The following is a 16,508-nucleotide window of genomic DNA, read 5'->3' on the forward strand; positions in this document are numbered from 1 at the left end:
CGGCACTAACTGAGGGGCACTAAATATTTAAGATGTTCCTTACCTTCTTCAAATACTTACTATAAATATCTTTATTTTTACTATCTCCCAACCTTCCAAAGAACCTCTTCCCCTTCCAAGAATTCTTTTCTACATTCTTATAAGAAAAAATTTCTTTCTTAACCTTCTTTAACTCTCTTAATAACTCTTTTGGATTTTCCTTATCAAAATCATCCACCAATAAATAAGCATTCCCTAACTCCCAAAAAAAGTGGGAATCACTTCCAAATGATACATAGAGATCATGTTTTTTAGCATACTCCAAAGCCTTTATGTTAGGCTCTAAATTTTTACATCTACTATTAAAGACTTCAACTATGTCAATATATTTTATAAATTCCCTGTCCTCTAAGATGTTGGATTTCCCTAAACTCCTTCCTCTTTTATAGTCAAAGGGATGAGGTAGACAAATTAATCCATCTTGCTCCTTAACTTTGTCAAAGGCTTCATAGATATTTAGCCCCTTAGGGATCTCTTCCTGAATAAAGAGGGCTAAGAACTCTCCTTTATCTGTGGCCACCTCTTCCCCAGAAATGGCAAAGTCAAGCTTTGTTAGATGGTTATGGTCACAAACTGCTGGTAAAATTTTATACTTTCTACAAAGCTTCCTTAAGAGCCAGATAGGGTTTAGGGAGCATTTACTTTTAATAGTATGGACATGTAAGTCTAATTTCATCTACTCTCTCCACCTTAAGAGCTTTTATATAATTAAACAATTTTTTAAATTTATAATAAAAGACTATTTATTATATTTTCTTAAGCTACAAAGATTTTTTATTATTTTGGTGGGAGGATGAGGGTTTTAATTATAGATAATATAGACTCATTTGTCTGGAACTTGGTTCAGTATGTTGGAACCTTAGGCTGTAAGGTTAAGGTTGTAAGTAATAAAGTAAGTTTGGAAGAGATTAAAAAGATTGACCCTGATAGAATCATTATAAGCCCTGGACCAAAGACTCCAAAGGAGGCTGGGAATTGTATAGAGGTTATTCAAGAAGTTGATATCCCAATCTTAGGAGTTTGCTTAGGGCATCAGTGTATTATAGAGGCATTTGGAGGAAAGGTTGGAAGGGCTGAGAGAGTTGTGCATGGAAAGGCAAGTTTAATAGAGCATGATGGAGAGGGAATATATAAAGATCTCTCCAACCCCTTCTTTGGAGGAAGGTATCATTCATTAGTAGCTAAAGAGGTTCCAAGGGAGTTAAAGGTTACTGCAAGGAGCTTAGATGACAACTATGTAATGGGAGTTAGGCATAAGAAGAGGATGATAGAGGGCTTACAGTTTCATCCTGAGAGTATATTAACAGAATCAGAAACTTTGAAGTTTCCTAACTTTGGGCTTAAGATGATAAAAAACTTCTTAGAGTGGGAGTAAATGTATTATTATGAGATACTGAAAGACTTTAACTTCAGCATGGAGAAAGATATTGAAAGTGCCAAAATTCTAAATTCAATGATAAAGAGAGATGAAGAGCTTCTAAAAGAGGTTGAGTCAATAATTAAAGATAGAGTGGTTTATGTTTATGGAGCTGGTCCCTCTCTATTGAGGCATATAGAATATTATAAACATCCTTTAGTTGTGGCTGATGGAGCCTGTAAAGCTTTTTTAGAGAATGATATTATCCCAGATATAATAGTCTCTGACTTAGATGGAGACCTAAATGCTTTAAAAGAGTGTAATAAAAAAGGCTCTATTGTTGTTGTCCATGCACATGGAGATAACATAGAGAGAATAAAAAGTGAAGTGCCTAAGTTAAAAGATGTTATTGGAACCCATCAAGTTCCTGATCTTAAGTTAGAGAATTTAATTTATGTTGGTGGATTTACTGATGGAGATAGGGCTTGCTACTTCTCTAAATACTTTGGAGCTAAAAAGCTAATACTTGGAGGCATGGACTTTGGAGAATTTATAACCAAATACTCAAGACCTAATTTAAAGAGAGATGTGGAGAGGGGAGATGAGATTAAAATTAAAAAGTTGAGGTGGGCTAAGAGATTGATAGAGCTGTTAAGTAGAGAGATAGAGATTGAATTTTTAAGGTGATTTTATGAACATATATGGGATAACCGACTTACATGGAAGGTTTCCAAGTAGGATAAGGGAGATGAGGGATAAGATAGATGTCTTAATAGTTTCTGGAGACATAACCCACTTTGGAGAGGGGTTAGAGGTTATAGAAAAGTTAGCTGAGCTATCTGACTATATGGAAGTTCTCTGTGTTCCTGGGAACTGTGATAACTTAGAGGTTGTTGACCTCTTAGAAGAGTATAAGTTAAATGTAGATGGAAGGGTTAAGAAGATAGAGAATTATAACTTTGTAGGAATAGGGGGAAGTAATGAAACTCCTTTCAACACACCCTTAGAGTTTAGTGAAGAAGACTTATATGATAAGGGTAAGAAGCTATGTAAAGGCTTAAAAAATATTATTTTAATTACCCATGCCCCTCCCTATGGCACTATGTTAGATTTAGTTGGAGAGAAACATGTGGGAAGTAAAGCCATAAGGAAGATTATTGAAGAAGAAAATGTTATTTTTAATGCCTGTGGGCATATACATGAGTGTAGGGGGATAGATAAGATAGGGAAAACAATAATTGTTAACCCCTCACCAAAAAGCTTTTTTGTTTATCAGCCAAGTAAGAGAGTTGTTATTTTAGAAGATTACATAGGTTTATAACCATGGAGGAATTTAGAGATAGCTTAGTTGAATTCTTAAGAAACTCTTACTTAAATGAAATTATAGAGGAGGAAAAAGAAGTAACAATAGATTTAAATAAGCTTTATCTTAGTGGCTTTATGGAGGTTGTTGAGTTCATAGTAAATAATCCCTTTGATGGGCTAAAGTTTATTGAAGAATGTTATAAAGAAGCCTATTTCATCTTAAAAAGTGAAACCTTAGATGAGGTTAAGATAAAATTTAAGAATATTCCTAAGATCTTTAGGGGAGAGAGGTTTAACATAAAGGATATTGGGAGTAAATACATAAATAAGTTGGTTGAGTTTGAAGCTCTCATTATCTTAGCCTCCAAGAGAAAACCTATTTTAAAAAAAGCTTACTACTACTGTGAAAAGTGTGGCTCAAGCTTAAAAGAAGAAATTGACATATTCAACTTCTCTGAGGAAAGGGTTTGTAAGTGTGGCTCAATAATGAAGCTAATTGAGGATAAATCAGAATTTACAGACTTTCAAGAGCTTAAGGTTCAAGAGCCTTTAGATCTCTTAGAAAATCCTGATGAGCCACCTAAGTATATAACTGTTATCTTGGAAAACTCTCCTGGAATCTATGCAGGAAGGGTTAGAATTGTAGGAGTTCCAATAAAGATAAGGAAGTCTAAGAAGTTGCCAGTCTATGACTTGGTTGTTAAAGCCTTAAGTTGTGAAGTACTTGATGGAGAAGTGAAGATTAAGCTCAGTAAGAAAGATGTGGAGAAGATAAAGAAGTTGGCTAAGAGAGATGATATAATAGATATCTTATCAGATAAGCTAATCCCTGAAATTAAAGGACACTCAATAATAAAGAAAGCTATCTTCTTACAGCAAATTAAGGGGGTTAAAAAACCTGGGAAGAGGGCTGATATTCATATCTTACTAATAACCGACCCTGGGATTGGGAAGACTGTAATGCTGAGAAAAATAGCAGAAATTCCTGGAAATATATATGGCTCTATCACCACAGCTACAGGGGTAGGGCTAACTGCAGCAGTTGTTAAGGAGAAGACTGAGATAGGGGAAGAGAGTTGGGTTATTAAACCAGGTTTGTTGGTAAAGGCTAATAAAGGAACAGCCTGTATAGATGAGCTAACAGTGAATAGAGATATATTAAGCTATGTCCTGGAAGCTATGGAGAGTCAAACTATCCATATAAGTAAAGGAGGAATCAATGCCAAACTACCAGCTGAATGCTCTGTCTTAGCAGCTTGTAATCCAAAGTATGGAAGATTTGACCCTGATAAAAGTGTATCTGAGCAAATAAATATTCCAGCTCCTCTATTAAGTAGATTTGATCTGATCTTTCCACTAAAGGATGTTCCAAATAAAGATGAAGATAGGGAGATAGCTGAGTATATAGTAGATTTACATAGAGCTTACTTAGATAAAGAGGTTAGTAAAAAGATGGGATTGGAAGAGTTTGAGGTTGATGGGATTAAGATAGATAAAGATTTATTGATAAAATATATTTTCTATGCAAGAGCTTTAAAACCAGTGATTAGCGAGAGGGCTAAAGAGCTTTTAATAAACTACTATGTAAATATGAGAAAGAAACACCAGATAACTGCAAGGCAGATAGAAGCAGCTATAAGAATAGCTGAGGCTCATGCTAAAGCTAAGTTAAAGGAAGAGGTTGATGAGGAAGATGTTAAAGTAGCTATCAATATTATAACTGAGTGCCTAAAAGAGATTGCCTATGATCCAGAGGAAGGAATTTATGACATTGATAAAATTGTAGGAATGTCAAGAAAAGATAGGGAGAAGGTAGAGATTGTTTATAATGCTATAAAAGAGCTCTCTAAGAGGAATGAGTTGGTTAGTTACTTGTCAATAGTGGAGATGGTTAAAGACAAAATTAAAGAAGAGGAGATAGACAGCATTATAAAGAGACTAATAAAGTATGGAGACATAGATGAGCCAAAGCCTGGGAGATTTAGAATTTTGGAGTGATTTAAATGAAAATCTCTATCATAGGAGGAACTGATGGGCTTGGGAAATGGTTGGCTAAGTTTTTGAAGAGTAGAGGATTTGAGGTTATAGTTACTGGAAGAGATATAAAGAAGGGTAAAGAGGTTGAGAAGGAGTTAGGAGTTAGGTTTTTAAATAACAATGTTGAAGCCGCTAAGTTGGGAGATATTGTTATTATTTCAGTTCCTATAAATGTCACTGAGAGGGTTATTAAAGAAGTAGCACCTCATGTTAGAGAAGGCTCTCTTTTAATGGATGTCACATCAATAAAGGAAATTCCTTCCAAGGCTATGGAGAAGTATGCTAAAGAAGGAGTTACAGTTATTCCTTCTCATCCAATGTTTGGCCCTACAGCTCCATCTCTTGAGAGGCAGGTTGTAATATTAACTCCTTCAGAGAAGCATAAAAAGAGTGAGTGGTTCAATAAAGTTTATAACTTCCTTAAGAAAGAGGGGGCAAGGGTTTATATCCTAAAGCCAGAGGTTCATGATAAAATTATGGCTGTTGTTCAAGGTTTAACCCACTATTCAATAATCTCTTTAGCTTCAACTTTGAAAGAGTTGAATGTAGACATTAAAGAGTCAAGAAAATTTGCCTCTCCTGTTTATGAACTCATCCTCTCCCTAATAGGTAGAATTATAGGGCAAAACCCCTACCTATATGCTGATATCCAAATGTTTAATCCAAGGATAGAGAAGATACATAAAACATTTATAAATGAATGTATAAAAATACATGAGTTAGTTAAGAGCAAAGATAGAGAGGGCTTTGTTAAGCTGATGAAAGAGGCAGCTAAGCACTTTGGTAATGAAGCTAAGAGAGGAGCTTACTACTCAGATAAGGCCATCTTTGCCTTAACAAGAGAGATAGAGGAGTTGAAGAAGAACATAGGGAAAGAGATAGCTGTGAAAAACTTAGACTCTGAAAATATACATATAGGGACACTAAAGGAAGTTGAGGATGACTATTTAACACTAAAGAAGAATGGGAAGGAGGTTAAGTTAAATATCTTAAGGACTGAGGTTTATTATAATGTTGATGAGATTAAAAAGAAGCTCTTTGAAAGGAAATACTTTGATATCTCAGTTTTATTTAACAAAGATGTTAATGAGAAGATTATTGAAGAGCTTTTAAAGAAACTATTTGACCTTGAAATTATTGATATATATGAGCTAAATGATAAGAAGAGTGTAACCTTTAGACTATATGGATATAGTAAAGAAGAGCTTAGAGAAAAGGAGAGGAAATTTAAAGAAATTATTAAAAATATTGGGGGGAGCTTGAGATATGAAGATAGGAGTTGATGAAGCTGGGAGAGGGCCAGTTATTGGCCCTTTAGTTGTGTGTGCCTATGCCTCAGAGGAGGAGATAGAGGCTGAAGATAGTAAAAAATTGAGTAAAGAGAAGAGAGAGAAGTTAAGGAAAGAATTGGAGAAAAAAGGAATTTTTGAAATTGTAAAGGTTTCAGCTGAAGAGCTTAATAGGTTAATGAAGAGTAAAAATTTAAATGAGATTGAGGTTGAGTTATTTGCCAAGGCTATTAAAAATTTGATAGAGAAGCATAACCTAAAGGATGTTGAGATCTATGTAGACTCTTGCTCTCCAAATAGAGAGAAGTTTAAGAGAAAGTTACTGAGTAAGTTGAGAGGCTTAAGTATAAAGGACTTGATAGTTGAGCATAAGGCTGATGAGAAGTATAAGGTTGTATCAGCAGCTTCAATTATAGCAAAGACTGAGAGAGATAGGGAGATAGAGGAGCTAAAAAAGATATATGGAGACTTTGGCTCAGGCTACCCTTCTGACCCTAAAACTAAGAGGTTTTTACTATATTATTACAATGAATATAGAGAGTTTCCAAGCATTGTTAGAGAGCATTGGGAAACCTGTAAGAGAATAAAGAAATCTTTAGAGTTCCCTCTTATCCTTAGCCTTATATCAGACTTAAAGCATAATAGATAAATTAAACCTCCCCCTTATCTTCAAATATTACATTATATAGTTCCAAGTTATATTTCTTAGCTTCTTGGTAAGCATCAAATGTACTCCAGATCCAAACACCCAAATAAGTGAAGAAACCAATACAAATAGAAAATAATATAAGGCTAATTATAGCTAAAGCTATCATTAAAACAGCTTTTCCAACATTTCCTAAGTATAATTGGCCTAATCCAGGAAATAGGAAAGAAAGGATAATAGCTAAAGCTTCAGACTTCTTAAACTTTTCATAAATTTCCATCTTTTCAGTATCTGATTTACCCTCAGCCAATTTTTTAACCTTTTCTAACTCAAACTTGTCCATAATATCCCTTAATCTTTTTATTAAATCTATGTATATTGGAACTATATAAAATATTGTTACTGAACCAGCTAAAAATCCTGTTATAAATCTTAGTAAGTTAAAGCTCTCCCTCAACCCAAGATATTGGGTTATCCCATCTATAGCCATTGGAGTTAGGGCTAAGATAAGATATATTTTTCTTGGCAAATTTGTATTTTCAAGTCTTTTTAAGAAAGGATAAATTAGTAAAGAAAGTAAAGCTCCTGTATATATCCCAAAGCATCTGGCACAGACAGCCATTTTATGGTTAAAGATGAAAAAGCTTCTCTCTGGAAGTTGGTGGCAGATTGGAGAATAGAGAGAGTAGAGAAGAAAAGATAAATTTTTAAAACCCAAGTAAGAGAGATAAGGGGCTAAGAGAATTCCAAGATAGAAGAGGAAAAAGAGGAATACAAAAATGAAGTAATAAGTTTTTAACTTCATTATTTCTTCTCTAATAGAGTTTTATAGAACCTATTCAGTGTCTTTCTTAAAGACCTCATTCCTTCTTCATCTTCCTTAACCCCTTCTTCCCCCCTATCCCTTGACCAAAATGTAGCTCCTAAGTTTGCTCCAAAGGAGCCACCACTTACTGGGATCATCTCATTTATTAAATAAAAGTCATGTATTGTCCTTAAAGCTATTTCCTGTCCTCCACACCTATCTCCACCAACAGCTATGCCCATCCCAACTTTGCCACTTAAAACCTTTGGGTTCTTTGCTACTAAAGCCCTTAATCTATCCATCAAAGTCTTTAACTGCCCTGTTACATTTCCCTGATAAACTGGAGTTCCTATTATTACACCATCAGCCCACTCAAGGGCTTTATAAACCTCTTCCATATCATCCTTAAAGACACAGCCCTCTCTCTTCTTCACACAAAAGTCACAGTGCCTACAGAAATTTATCTTCTTCTTATGTACTGTGAAGTACCTAACTTCAGCTCCTTTCTCCTTTAGATAGTTGAGAGAATAGTTAACTAAGTAATGAGTTCCTTCCAATCTTGGACTTCCACTGATTCCTAAGATTTTCATAGTACCACTATGTAATCATTTAGATCCTTTAATAATCTCAATAGGGAGTAAGCAGCCAACTTAGAGGTTTTAGGATTCTTTTCAAATGGGACATTCTCAACTCTAATATTAACCTTGGCTATCTCTCCTATAATTTCAATCTCATGGATATTTCTTTCTACACTTGGATCAGCTATAACCCAAACCTCAGCTGGAGCTTTAGCTGCTATTGAGAGGGTTACAGAGACATTAACATTAGCTGGAAACCTCTCAATGGCTTCAAAGACACTCCCTTTAAATAGTATCTTTCTCTCACCTATATTTAAGTTGAAAGCTTTAGGATTCTTTATAGTCCTTATAACAATTTTTTTAATGTCTCCAAACTTTAAAGCCTTTATAATGTCTAAGCCACCAATAGCCCCAGAGGGTAAGTAAACCCTTTTATTGAACTTCTTTGATAAATTATATAAATAAAGATATAACTCTTTATCTGCAAGAGCTCCAACACTCATTAAAATAACATCCTTTCCATTGGTAAGGGATTTTTCAGCCACTTCCTTCACAGCCCTGACTGAAGCAGCTTCAACAACTACATCTAAGTCTTCCTTAACAAGCTCATCTATGCTTTCACAAACCTTAGCTTTAGCTATCTTAGCCACTTCTTTAGCCTTCTCAAGATTCCTATCATAGACAGCTGTAAGCTCACAGTTAGCTTTTTTAATATTCTCAGCTAAAAAACTACCAATAGCTCCACAGCCAACTAAGCCAACTCTCACATACATCACCAAAAAAATAAAAAATAAAAATTATTGAATATTTGATATAGTTGGAGGTTTAATTAAAACAATATTTCCTATAGCATGAACTAGGTGATAAGGGATAACTACTTTTTTCATAGAATCAGGGACAATATCCTTTAAACAACCTTTATGTGCATCCTTTAAAACCAACCCTGAAACAGCTCCTTTTTTTTGGTCAATCATTACATCATAGATTTTCCCAACATAGATAGCTTTGGTTGTATAAACTTCCTTTCCTAATATGTCTGTAACTCTAATCTTCATTTACTCCACCTCTATAGCTTTTAACTTTCTTTCTATACTGTTTTCTTTATCTTTCCTATGGTCTATTTTCAGCTGACTAACAACTCTGTCAACATCTTCTAAAACCTTTAGATGAGCCTCTTTATAAGCTTTTATAACCTCATCAAGCTCTCCCTCAACAACAGTTCCCATAGCATTGGGGACAACCTTTAAGTTATACTTTTTAAGTACTTCAATAGCTTTTTTAACATACTTTGAGACACTTGGCCCTTTACCCATTGGAATGATGGAGATTTCAGCCACAACCTTCATAGTTTCACCAAGCCCTTATATGCATCTAACACTATTCTTTTCCCACTCTCTAACTTATCTATATCTATCCTATCTATTAAAGGAATTCCTCCTAAGATGGCTCCAGTAGCCACTATAGGCTCACATTCCTTATTTATAATTCCTTTAAGTATCCCTCTCTTAGCCAAGTCATAAATTACATAGGATCCTACAGTACTTCCCTTCCCATAAGGGAAAGCAAAGATCTTTCCTTTTAAAGACTCTCCATAAATGTCACTCTCTTTATCTATCACATTTCCCTCTTTATCTACTCCTCCTAAAAAAGAGAAGGGCTTTTTTGAAACTAATAGTTCAGCTTCAACATAACCTTTAGATATCACTCTTCCCTTTAGTATCATGATAAATCACTCAAAAATTAGCTTATTTAAGAATCTCTCACAATAATAACACCTAATTTTTAAAGGATTTTTGCTTTCAACTATGAACTCTCCTTTAACATTCTCATAGTGGGTTATACAGTTTGGATTTGTACACTTTAATATCCCTTCTATTTTCTTAGGGATTTGAGGCTTTAACTTTCTAACAACTTCTCCATTCTTTATTATATTGATTGTGACATCAGGAGATATTAAGGAGAGTTTATCAAAATCCTCCTTCTTTATTTCAACATTCTCTATTTTTAAAATATCTTTCCTACCCTTCTTCTTAGAAGGAACATTTATAGCCATGGTTACAAGAACATCCTTAGGAAGGTTTAGGGCTTTATATATCATCATTCCTTTTCCAGGGTCTATATGATCAATAACAACCCCATTTTTTATTTTCCTAACTTTTAGTTCCATAATTCCCACTTCTTTTATAGAGCTTAGCCAACCTTCTAATAAATAAGATATCTTCCTCTTCTAAATTTAAAGCTTCTTTAACTCTATTGGCTATTAGATTATCCCCAAAGAGTAAAGAGATGGCTGAAGTAAAATTTTTTGTAGTTCTCTTAACCCTACTCTTATCAAAGTCTATTATATAAACTCTATCTTTAGCAACTAAAAAGTGCCTTCCTCCTTGAATCTCTCCATGCTCAATTCCTAAGGAATCTAATCTTAAGCTTATTTTTAATATTTGTTCAACAACCTTTAAAATCTCTTCTTTACTTAAACTATTAATGATCTTCTTTAACTCAACTCCATTTATATACTCCATCACTAAATAGATATCACTATAAAAATAAACCTTTGGAGAAAACTTATATTCCTCAAGCATTTTTAATATCTCAGCCTCATGCCTAATAGTATTCTTAGGACTATCTTTTCTCATAACCTTTACAGCTACCAACTTACCTTTATAAATGCCTTTAAATACTATTCCCCTATGCCCCTTTCCAATAACATCTATAATTTTAACTTTCTTCTCAATCTCCTTTAACACTTTCTCATCAACTAAGTTCAAAGGTGAGATCATGAATCTCATAGACCTCTTCTCTGGTTGTGGTGGCTTCAGTAGAGGCTTCTCAGAGCTTGGCTTTGAGCCTCTTTTAGCTATAGAGCTAAATGAAGATGCAGCCTTTTCATATGCTTTAAACTTCAATGGAGAGGTTTATGAAAAAACCCCTGAAGGTTATAAGGTTAAGGAGATGAAAGGATATGTTGGAGAATACTCTTTTAAAATTCCAAGGGATGAGGAAAGTGTTAAGTGGCTGAGAAGGTTAGGAACCTTAAATGAAACAACAGAGAAGTTTAGCCCAATTGTATTAAATGAAGATATTAGGGAAGTGCATAGCTTAGATATTAAAAAATTAATTAAAAATAAAAAGGTTGATGTCATCATTGGAGGACCTCCATGTGAAGGCTACACAGGGGCAAATGCCAAGAGGGAGAAGAATCCTTTTGATAGGCTTTACAAGGATGAAGTTGGTAGGTTGGTTTTAGACTTTATTAGGATTGTTGGAGATCTACAACCTAAGATCTTTGTTATGGAGAATGTGCCAGCTATAAGAGATGTTAGGGGAGCCATCATAGAGGAGTTTAGAGAGGTTGGCTATGAAGATGTCTATTTCAACTTATTAAAAGCTGAAGACTATGGAAATCCATCAGTTAGAAGAAGGGTTTTTATATCAAACATAGAAATAAATCCTGAGAAGAGAGAAGGGAAGAATGTAATTGAAGCTATTGGGGATTTAATGTATAAGGGAAGAGATGTTCCAAACCATGAATATGCTGCTCTTCCTGCAAGGTATAGGAAGAAGGTTCATAACCTTGGCTGGGGGGATGCTTTCCTCTACTTTAAAGGAGCAAATAGAAGGTTAGGGAATTATATAAGGTTACATCCTTTAAAACTTGCAGAGACAGTTATGGGGAAGAGATACTTTATTCATCCATATGAAGATAGGCTATTAACTCCAAGGGAACAGGCAAGATTAATGAGTTATCCAGATCATCACCTATTTGCAGGAGGTTGGAGGAGCTGTTATAACCAAATTGGTGAAAGTGTTCCTCCCTGCTTAAGTAGAGCTATAGCTGAAGTTGTGAAGGAGGAGATAAGATGATTGGAACTCCACTATTCAATGGAAAAAAAATTCTTCTCTTAGGATCAGGAGAGCTTGGGAAAGAAATTGTTTTAGAGGCTCAGAGGCTTGGCTTAGAATGTGTAGCTGTTGATAGATATCAGTTTGCTCCAGCCATGCAAGTGGCTCATAGGAGTTATGTAACAGATATGAAAGACTATTCCTCACTGATGGCAATTATTGAGAGGGAGGAACCAGATTATATAGTGCCAGAGATTGAAGCTATTAACATAGAGGCTTTAAAAGATGCTGAATCCCTTGGTTATAAAGTAATTCCTAATTCTGAAGCTGTAGAGATAACAATGAATAGAGAGTTAATAAGAAGATTGGCTGCTGAGAAGTTAAAGGTTAAGACAGCAAGATATAGCTTTGCCAGCAACTTAGAAGAGCTTAAGGAAGCAGTAGAAAAGTTAGGATTTCCCTGTGTAGTTAAGCCAATAATGTCATCCTCTGGAAAGGGGCAAAGTGTAGTTAGAAAGGAAGAGGATATAGAGAAAGCTTACAGAATAGCAAGAGAAGGAGCAAGGGGGAGAGGAGATAGAGTTATAGTTGAAGAGTTTATAAACTTTGATTATGAATTAACCATCTTAACAGCAAGAACAGTTTATGGAACCTACTGTTGTCAACCTATAGGGCATGTTCAGGAGAGTGGAGACTATATAGAGAGCTGGCAACCTCATAGTGTTTCAGAAGAAGTTAGGAAAAAAGCTGAAGAGATTGCTAAAAAGGTTGTTGATAAGCTTGGAGGCTATGGAATCTTTGGAGTTGAGCTCTTTGTTAAAGGAGATGAAGTAATATTTAGTGAAGTCTCTCCAAGACCTCATGACACTGGAATGGTGACAATGGTTAGCCAGGAAATGAGTGAGTTTGAAATTCATATAAGAGCTTTCTTAGGTTATGAGATCTCAACAGAGCTTATTAAACCAGGAGCTACACATGTTATAAAGTCTAAGATAGAGAAGTTTGCCCCTAAGTATAAGATAAAAGAGATTCCTAAGAATGTTAAAGTTAGAATATTTGGAAAACCTAAGGCTTTAGTTGGTAGAAGGATGGGAGTGGTTTTAGCCACAGGGAAGAGTGTTGATGAAGCAAGAGAGATAGCTAAGAGAGTAGCTAATACTATTGAAGTCCTATAAGGTTGAGAAGAACCAAAATAAAGACTCCAACTATTCCTCCAATGGCCACAATTAACAAGTTTATGAGAGTTAGCTTAATATTAACAATCCCTAAAAAGTTTAAGATTCCAATTAATATTAGCCCAACAATTGTATTAACAGCTAAATATCTTATTATTTTAAAGGTTAGCCTAAATATAATAAGAGCTACAGCTATCACCAATAAAATTAAAATTAAATGCTCTAAGCCAAACATAGAAATCACTCTAAACTTTTTAAGAAGTTTGCTATTTTATTAACTAAGATTTCAGCCTCTTCTTCAGTTTTTGGAAACTTAACCCTTATTGTAGGAATTCCTTTTCTCTTCACCATATATAGAGTTAGCTCATTGGTTCTTGCACAGCCAATACATCCAAAGGCTATAGGAGCATCATCCATTATGATGGCTGCTTCAGCTTCCTCTATCAATGGGCCAATTAAAGCCATCCTTCCCCTAACTCCTGAAGGCACTTCAACAGCAGCATATTTTAACCCCTTCTTAGGCTCTTCATCAGTTATATTCATTGGAGGGCTATCAATTTCAGGATTTCTAACCAGCTTACCAACAACAATATTTAAGGTTAAAGGCTTATGGCCAAATCTCTCCACTAAATCAGTTAAGATTAAGCTATTTGGGGGGTAGATAAATATTTTTTTCATTTCATCACCTTGGGAATGCTTCTTCTGGTAGGAACTTGGCTAACTCAGGTCTTCTTGAAATAGCAAGGATTTCCTCAAAGATTCCAGCTGTTATATCTACAACCCCTATAGAGCCAAGTACTTCCCCATCTTTAACAATAGGAACTACAATAACAGGAACCCCTTTATAAGGGCCAGCTATAGGAGTAGCTTTTATAGTCTTTCCTGTTTTTATAGCTAACTTTAGCACATAACCCTCATAGTTCTCATCAACTATCTTCCCCTTCTCTACCCTAACCCCTGGCTTCTTTTTACTCCTCATAGCTACAGGGAGTTTGTTAACCAAGTGGTGAATTGCTAAAGCTAAATCTTTTATCTCCTTGGCATCAGCATCTTCAGATAACTTTATCATTGGGTGTCACCAAATAATCTATAATTATAATTTAAATCTTGGGGGATATATAATGATATTTGATAACCTTGAGGAATATAAAAAATATATTGAGAAGGTTAAGGAAGAGCTTAAGGGAGAGTATGGCTTTATCTTAAATAGCTCTGGGTATGTTAGAAAATATTCAGTTGTTGATGGGAGAAAGATAGAGGTTAATAGCTTAGATATAAATGTAAATTTAGAAATATTAAAGAATATTGGAGAAGAGATAAAAAAGAAATATAACTTATTGGAGTTGGCTATCTATCACAACAATGGGAAGCTTAAGGTTGGAGAGGAGATAGTTGATATAACCATATTCTCAAGACATAGACATGAGGCATTTGAAGCTTTAAAAGAGCTAATAAATGAGATTAAAAAGTATCACTAAGTGATTCTCTATGATAAAAAAAAGAGGAGGATACATCTTTACCTTAGAGGCTGTTATAGCCTCATTTTTAATTTTAACTATATTTTTTATGTTTTATGGAAGCTTTTCCCATAACTTCCAATCTACTTTAGAGAGTAAAAAAGAAACTGAGAGGTTTCATAAGGCCCTATATTTAAAAGATTACTATATAAAGAAATATTCTTTTCCTGGGTTGTATAGGGAAGATTATTTAAACTTTGTTAATAGCTTAGAGCTAACAGAGAAAACCTTTGATCCAATAAATAACATAAGTGGCTTTATTTTTTTAATAGAGAATAATAGTTATGACTCTCAATATAATGTAAATTTGCCAACTATTAAATTTAAATATATAACACTGTACTCTAATGTTAATGAACCTTGTAATTACTCATTAAGTGTTGAAAATAGCTATGTTACTTTTAAAGAAAATCTATATATTCCAAAAATTACTGGAGAAGAAAATACTAACAACTTCTACCTGTATGGAGGTTTAGGGGATCATATTTACTTCGAAGTTGATAATAATATAAGAGAGGTTTCAGCTAAGTTGGAGGATGGAGAGGGAGATGTAATTATAATGGTTAATAATATCCTATACAACCTTTATTTAAACTCAACTTATGAGAGAATAGATATTGAGCCAAGTTTAAAGGTTGGAGTTAATAAGATTGAAATTTTAAGCTCCCCTTCAGTTGTAGTCTTTAATATCACTACTGAAAATACAGGAAATGTTTATTATTTAACCCTCTCTCCAAGGAATATAACTTTTATTATTCCAATAAGTTAAAGAAATAGCCTTTTTATAACCATTGTAGCATAACTACCTTTCTTTAAAAAGTATTCTAACTCAACCTTTCTTTTCCCTCTGTAGATTTCATCCTCTTTAACTGAATATCTAAAGTCCTTTGGCTCCATTAGGATGTCTCTCCTTGTATAGACAAATTTCCCAAAGATTTTAGCTCTATCTAAGTCCTCTAACCTTATCCCTTCCCTCTTTAAAACTCTATCTATTATCTTCCTCTCCTCTTCATTATAGTTAGAGTCTAAAGCTATAGTTGGGAAATCTTTAAACTCCAGCTCTTCCTTAAGCTCCTTAAAAAATAGAAGGGTGCCACACTCATAGTTATAGTAGAGGGGTTCATTAACTTTATTTTTTAAAATTTCCTTTACACACTCATTCCATAGATAACTTTGATAAGCTGCTAAAAAGAGCTTTTTTAGTCTATCATCTATATATGTTAAAGCTTTCTTGAAGTCATTACTCTCTTTTAACTCTTTAATAATATTAACATAAAGCTTAGCTCTAATATCCTTATTCTTTATATAATCCCAAATTTTCTCCCAATCTCCCCAATGTTGGTTAACAAATCTTTTAAAATTCTTGATCCTCTTATTCTCAGATTTCTTATACTGAGTTAGAATAATCTTTAAAGCCTCTTCATAGTTTCCCTTAATTATCTCCTTAACAATAAATTTTTTATTAAAGACACTTCCAAACCTTTGGCTGTCAAAATAGTTAGGAATCTTTTCAATATAATTAACATTCTCATAGAATCTCTTTAAATGTTCTTCTCCTAAGTCTCTAACCACTATTTTAAATTTATTTCCCTCTAAGTCCCCAAGTTTTAAGAATCTGCTTTCTCCAACAAGTTCAAGCTTTAAATTCTTCTCATTTAAACTTAACTTCCCATACTTCTTAGGGATTGAAATATACTGAATTGTTAAAGCATGTCTATCCTTAAGCCCACAGTAGCCAATATCCTTTAAAGGAATCTTAAATTTCTTTGATATGTAAGAGAGAGCCTTTAAACACTCTATGTTTCTCTTAGTCAATTTATATAAATAGCACTTACTTCCTTTAACCTTATTCAGATCTAAAACTTCCTCAACAATAAAGTCTTCTGGCTTAACTCTTAACTTAACCTTCAAGTTTCT

23 protein-coding genes are annotated in these 16,508 nt (G+C 34.1%); 10 read left to right on the plus strand and 13 right to left on the minus strand.

Going from position 1 to position 16,508, the window contains the following annotated elements; translation table 11 throughout:
• Positions 1 to 19 precede the first annotated feature (19 nt).
• Entirely contained in the window at positions 20 to 715 is a 696-nt protein-coding gene (locus METIN_RS00940) for a PHP domain-containing protein (RefSeq protein ID WP_013099608.1), read from the minus strand.
• 117 nt (positions 716 to 832) lie between these two features.
• Between METIN_RS00940 and METIN_RS00945 the strand changes: the two genes are divergently transcribed.
• The 6 genes from METIN_RS00945 to rnhB are packed head-to-tail and all read left to right on the plus strand — an operon-like array spanning position 833 to position 6,676.
• Positions 833 to 1,414 (plus strand): anthranilate synthase component II, encoded by a 582-nt coding sequence (locus METIN_RS00945; protein ID WP_013099609.1) that lies wholly within the window; start codon positions 833 to 835, stop codon positions 1,412 to 1,414.
• Positions 1,415 to 2,083 (plus strand): 6-hydroxymethylpterin diphosphokinase MptE-like protein, encoded by a 669-nt coding sequence (locus METIN_RS00950; RefSeq protein ID WP_013099610.1) that lies wholly within the window; start codon positions 1,415 to 1,417, stop codon positions 2,081 to 2,083.
• A 4-nt stretch (positions 2,084 to 2,087) separates the two neighbouring features.
• Positions 2,088 to 2,717: a metallophosphoesterase gene (locus METIN_RS00955; RefSeq protein WP_013099611.1), complete on the plus strand. Its 630-nt coding sequence runs from the start codon at positions 2,088 to 2,090 to the stop codon at positions 2,715 to 2,717.
• A 2-nt stretch (positions 2,718 to 2,719) separates the two neighbouring features.
• Entirely contained in the window at positions 2,720 to 4,699 is a 1,980-nt protein-coding gene (locus METIN_RS00960) for an ATP-binding protein (RefSeq protein WP_013099612.1), read from the plus strand.
• Positions 4,700 to 4,704: 5 nt separating this feature from the next.
• Positions 4,705 to 6,021, plus strand: coding sequence for a prephenate dehydrogenase (locus tag METIN_RS00965; RefSeq protein ID WP_013099613.1), 1,317 nt, complete (start codon positions 4,705 to 4,707; stop codon positions 6,019 to 6,021).
• Complete coding sequence (rnhB, locus tag METIN_RS00970; RefSeq protein WP_013099614.1) at positions 6,005 to 6,676, plus strand: ribonuclease HII; 672 nt, start codon at positions 6,005 to 6,007, stop codon at positions 6,674 to 6,676. The genes METIN_RS00965 and rnhB overlap by 17 nt, the downstream gene beginning before the upstream one ends.
• A gap of 1 nt (position 6,677) precedes the next feature.
• Here rnhB and METIN_RS07515 read toward each other — a convergent pair whose 3' ends face one another.
• The 8 genes from METIN_RS07515 to METIN_RS01010 are packed head-to-tail and all read right to left on the minus strand — an operon-like array spanning position 6,678 to position 10,845.
• Positions 6,678 to 7,478, minus strand: a complete 801-nt coding sequence (locus METIN_RS07515) for a DUF2085 domain-containing protein (RefSeq protein WP_013099615.1) — start codon at positions 7,476 to 7,478, stop codon at positions 6,678 to 6,680.
• Complete coding sequence (locus METIN_RS00980) at positions 7,478 to 8,068, minus strand: flavodoxin family protein (protein ID WP_013099616.1); 591 nt, start codon at positions 8,066 to 8,068, stop codon at positions 7,478 to 7,480. The genes METIN_RS07515 and METIN_RS00980 overlap by 1 nt, the downstream gene beginning before the upstream one ends.
• Positions 8,065 to 8,829, minus strand: coding sequence for an aspartate dehydrogenase (locus METIN_RS00985; protein WP_013099617.1), 765 nt, complete (start codon positions 8,827 to 8,829; stop codon positions 8,065 to 8,067). Before METIN_RS00985 ends, METIN_RS00980 begins: the two co-directional genes overlap by 4 nt.
• Before the next feature lie 24 nt (positions 8,830 to 8,853).
• On the minus strand, positions 8,854 to 9,111 hold the full coding sequence (locus METIN_RS00990; RefSeq protein ID WP_013099618.1) for a PRC-barrel domain-containing protein: 258 nt from the start codon (positions 9,109 to 9,111) through the stop codon (positions 8,854 to 8,856).
• The gene (locus METIN_RS00995; protein ID WP_013099619.1) at positions 9,112 to 9,402 is read right to left on the minus strand and encodes an MTH1187 family thiamine-binding protein; all 291 of its coding nucleotides are present in this window, start codon (positions 9,400 to 9,402) and stop codon (positions 9,112 to 9,114) included.
• Positions 9,399 to 9,779 (minus strand): DUF126 domain-containing protein, encoded by a 381-nt coding sequence (locus METIN_RS01000; protein ID WP_013099620.1) that lies wholly within the window; start codon positions 9,777 to 9,779, stop codon positions 9,399 to 9,401. The genes METIN_RS00995 and METIN_RS01000 overlap by 4 nt, the downstream gene beginning before the upstream one ends.
• Before the next feature lie 6 nt (positions 9,780 to 9,785).
• Positions 9,786 to 10,223 (minus strand): aspartate carbamoyltransferase regulatory subunit, encoded by a 438-nt coding sequence (gene pyrI, locus METIN_RS01005; protein ID WP_013099621.1) that lies wholly within the window; start codon positions 10,221 to 10,223, stop codon positions 9,786 to 9,788.
• Entirely contained in the window at positions 10,207 to 10,845 is a 639-nt protein-coding gene (locus METIN_RS01010; RefSeq protein ID WP_048203273.1) for a protein kinase domain-containing protein, read from the minus strand. Before METIN_RS01010 ends, pyrI begins: the two co-directional genes overlap by 17 nt.
• On the opposite strand from METIN_RS01010, the gene METIN_RS01015 reads away from it, so the two are divergent.
• Positions 10,835 to 11,920: a DNA cytosine methyltransferase gene (locus METIN_RS01015; protein WP_013099623.1), complete on the plus strand. Its 1,086-nt coding sequence runs from the start codon at positions 10,835 to 10,837 to the stop codon at positions 11,918 to 11,920. The genes METIN_RS01010 and METIN_RS01015 overlap by 11 nt on opposite strands.
• Entirely contained in the window at positions 11,917 to 13,074 is a 1,158-nt protein-coding gene (gene purT / locus METIN_RS01020; RefSeq protein WP_013099624.1) for a formate-dependent phosphoribosylglycinamide formyltransferase, read from the plus strand. The genes METIN_RS01015 and purT overlap by 4 nt, the downstream gene beginning before the upstream one ends.
• Here purT and METIN_RS01025 read toward each other — a convergent pair.
• From METIN_RS01025 to METIN_RS01035, 3 genes are read right to left on the minus strand one after another with little or no spacing between them, the layout of a single operon-like run.
• Positions 13,058 to 13,309 carry a pro-sigmaK processing inhibitor BofA family protein gene (locus METIN_RS01025; RefSeq protein ID WP_013099625.1) on the minus strand — a complete coding sequence of 84 codons (252 nt, stop codon included), beginning with the start codon at positions 13,307 to 13,309 and terminating at the stop codon, positions 13,058 to 13,060. The genes purT and METIN_RS01025 overlap by 17 nt on opposite strands.
• 5 nt (positions 13,310 to 13,314) lie before the next feature.
• Positions 13,315 to 13,752 carry a methanogenesis marker 5 protein gene (locus METIN_RS01030; protein ID WP_013099626.1) on the minus strand — a complete coding sequence of 146 codons (438 nt, stop codon included), beginning with the start codon at positions 13,750 to 13,752 and terminating at the stop codon, positions 13,315 to 13,317.
• Between the two features lie 4 nt (positions 13,753 to 13,756).
• Entirely contained in the window at positions 13,757 to 14,143 is a 387-nt protein-coding gene (locus METIN_RS01035; RefSeq protein ID WP_013099627.1) for a DUF2111 domain-containing protein, read from the minus strand.
• 52 nt (positions 14,144 to 14,195) lie between these two features.
• Between METIN_RS01035 and METIN_RS01040 the strand changes: the two genes are divergently transcribed.
• Together METIN_RS01040 and METIN_RS01045 are read left to right on the plus strand one after the other, a co-directional pair.
• Complete coding sequence (locus METIN_RS01040; RefSeq protein ID WP_013099628.1) at positions 14,196 to 14,552, plus strand: molybdenum cofactor biosynthesis protein MoaE; 357 nt, start codon at positions 14,196 to 14,198, stop codon at positions 14,550 to 14,552.
• 10 nt (positions 14,553 to 14,562) lie between these two features.
• Positions 14,563 to 15,360 carry a hypothetical protein gene (locus tag METIN_RS01045; RefSeq protein ID WP_013099629.1) on the plus strand — a complete coding sequence of 266 codons (798 nt, stop codon included), beginning with the start codon at positions 14,563 to 14,565 and terminating at the stop codon, positions 15,358 to 15,360.
• Here the strand turns inward: METIN_RS01045 and truD are convergent.
• The gene (gene truD, locus METIN_RS01050) at positions 15,357 to 16,502 is read right to left on the minus strand and encodes a tRNA pseudouridine(13) synthase TruD (protein WP_013099630.1); all 1,146 of its coding nucleotides are present in this window, start codon (positions 16,500 to 16,502) and stop codon (positions 15,357 to 15,359) included. The genes METIN_RS01045 and truD overlap by 4 nt on opposite strands.
• Positions 16,503 to 16,508: the final 6 nt, after the last annotated feature.

The sequence above is a fragment of the Methanocaldococcus infernus ME genome (assembly GCF_000092305.1).
Lineage (GTDB): Archaea > AGJL01 > Methanococci > Methanococcales > Methanocaldococcaceae > Methanocaldococcus > Methanocaldococcus infernus.

Excerpts from the sequence above, each read along its gene's own strand:
- METIN_RS00940 (WP_013099608.1), bottom strand. The coding sequence starts at position 715 with ATGAAATTAGACTTACATGTCCATACTATTAAAAGTAAATGCTCCCTA.
- METIN_RS00945 (WP_013099609.1), top strand. The coding sequence starts at position 833 with ATGAGGGTTTTAATTATAGATAATATAGACTCATTTGTCTGGAACTTG.
- METIN_RS00950 (WP_013099610.1), top strand. The coding sequence starts at position 1,415 with ATGTATTATTATGAGATACTGAAAGACTTTAACTTCAGCATGGAGAAA.
- METIN_RS00955 (WP_013099611.1), top strand. The coding sequence starts at position 2,088 with ATGAACATATATGGGATAACCGACTTACATGGAAGGTTTCCAAGTAGG.
- METIN_RS00960 (WP_013099612.1), top strand. The coding sequence starts at position 2,720 with ATGGAGGAATTTAGAGATAGCTTAGTTGAATTCTTAAGAAACTCTTAC.
- METIN_RS00965 (WP_013099613.1), top strand. The coding sequence starts at position 4,705 with ATGAAAATCTCTATCATAGGAGGAACTGATGGGCTTGGGAAATGGTTG.
- rnhB (WP_013099614.1), top strand. The coding sequence starts at position 6,005 with ATGAAGATAGGAGTTGATGAAGCTGGGAGAGGGCCAGTTATTGGCCCT.
- METIN_RS07515 (WP_013099615.1), bottom strand. The coding sequence starts at position 7,478 with ATGAAGTTAAAAACTTATTACTTCATTTTTGTATTCCTCTTTTTCCTC.
- METIN_RS00980 (WP_013099616.1), bottom strand. The coding sequence starts at position 8,068 with ATGAAAATCTTAGGAATCAGTGGAAGTCCAAGATTGGAAGGAACTCAT.
- METIN_RS00985 (WP_013099617.1), bottom strand. The coding sequence starts at position 8,829 with ATGTATGTGAGAGTTGGCTTAGTTGGCTGTGGAGCTATTGGTAGTTTT.
- METIN_RS00990 (WP_013099618.1), bottom strand. The coding sequence starts at position 9,111 with ATGAAGATTAGAGTTACAGACATATTAGGAAAGGAAGTTTATACAACC.
- METIN_RS00995 (WP_013099619.1), bottom strand. The coding sequence starts at position 9,402 with ATGAAGGTTGTGGCTGAAATCTCCATCATTCCAATGGGTAAAGGGCCA.
- METIN_RS01000 (WP_013099620.1), bottom strand. The coding sequence starts at position 9,779 with ATGATACTAAAGGGAAGAGTGATATCTAAAGGTTATGTTGAAGCTGAA.
- pyrI (WP_013099621.1), bottom strand. The coding sequence starts at position 10,223 with ATGGAACTAAAAGTTAGGAAAATAAAAAATGGGGTTGTTATTGATCAT.
- METIN_RS01015 (WP_013099623.1), top strand. The coding sequence starts at position 10,835 with ATGAATCTCATAGACCTCTTCTCTGGTTGTGGTGGCTTCAGTAGAGGC.
- METIN_RS01010 (WP_048203273.1), bottom strand. The coding sequence starts at position 10,845 with ATGAGATTCATGATCTCACCTTTGAACTTAGTTGATGAGAAAGTGTTA.
- purT (WP_013099624.1), top strand. The coding sequence starts at position 11,917 with ATGATTGGAACTCCACTATTCAATGGAAAAAAAATTCTTCTCTTAGGA.
- METIN_RS01025 (WP_013099625.1), bottom strand. The coding sequence starts at position 13,309 with ATGTTTGGCTTAGAGCATTTAATTTTAATTTTATTGGTGATAGCTGTA.
- METIN_RS01030 (WP_013099626.1), bottom strand. The coding sequence starts at position 13,752 with ATGAAAAAAATATTTATCTACCCCCCAAATAGCTTAATCTTAACTGAT.
- METIN_RS01035 (WP_013099627.1), bottom strand. The coding sequence starts at position 14,143 with ATGATAAAGTTATCTGAAGATGCTGATGCCAAGGAGATAAAAGATTTA.
- METIN_RS01040 (WP_013099628.1), top strand. The coding sequence starts at position 14,196 with ATGATATTTGATAACCTTGAGGAATATAAAAAATATATTGAGAAGGTT.
- METIN_RS01045 (WP_013099629.1), top strand. The coding sequence starts at position 14,563 with ATGATAAAAAAAAGAGGAGGATACATCTTTACCTTAGAGGCTGTTATA.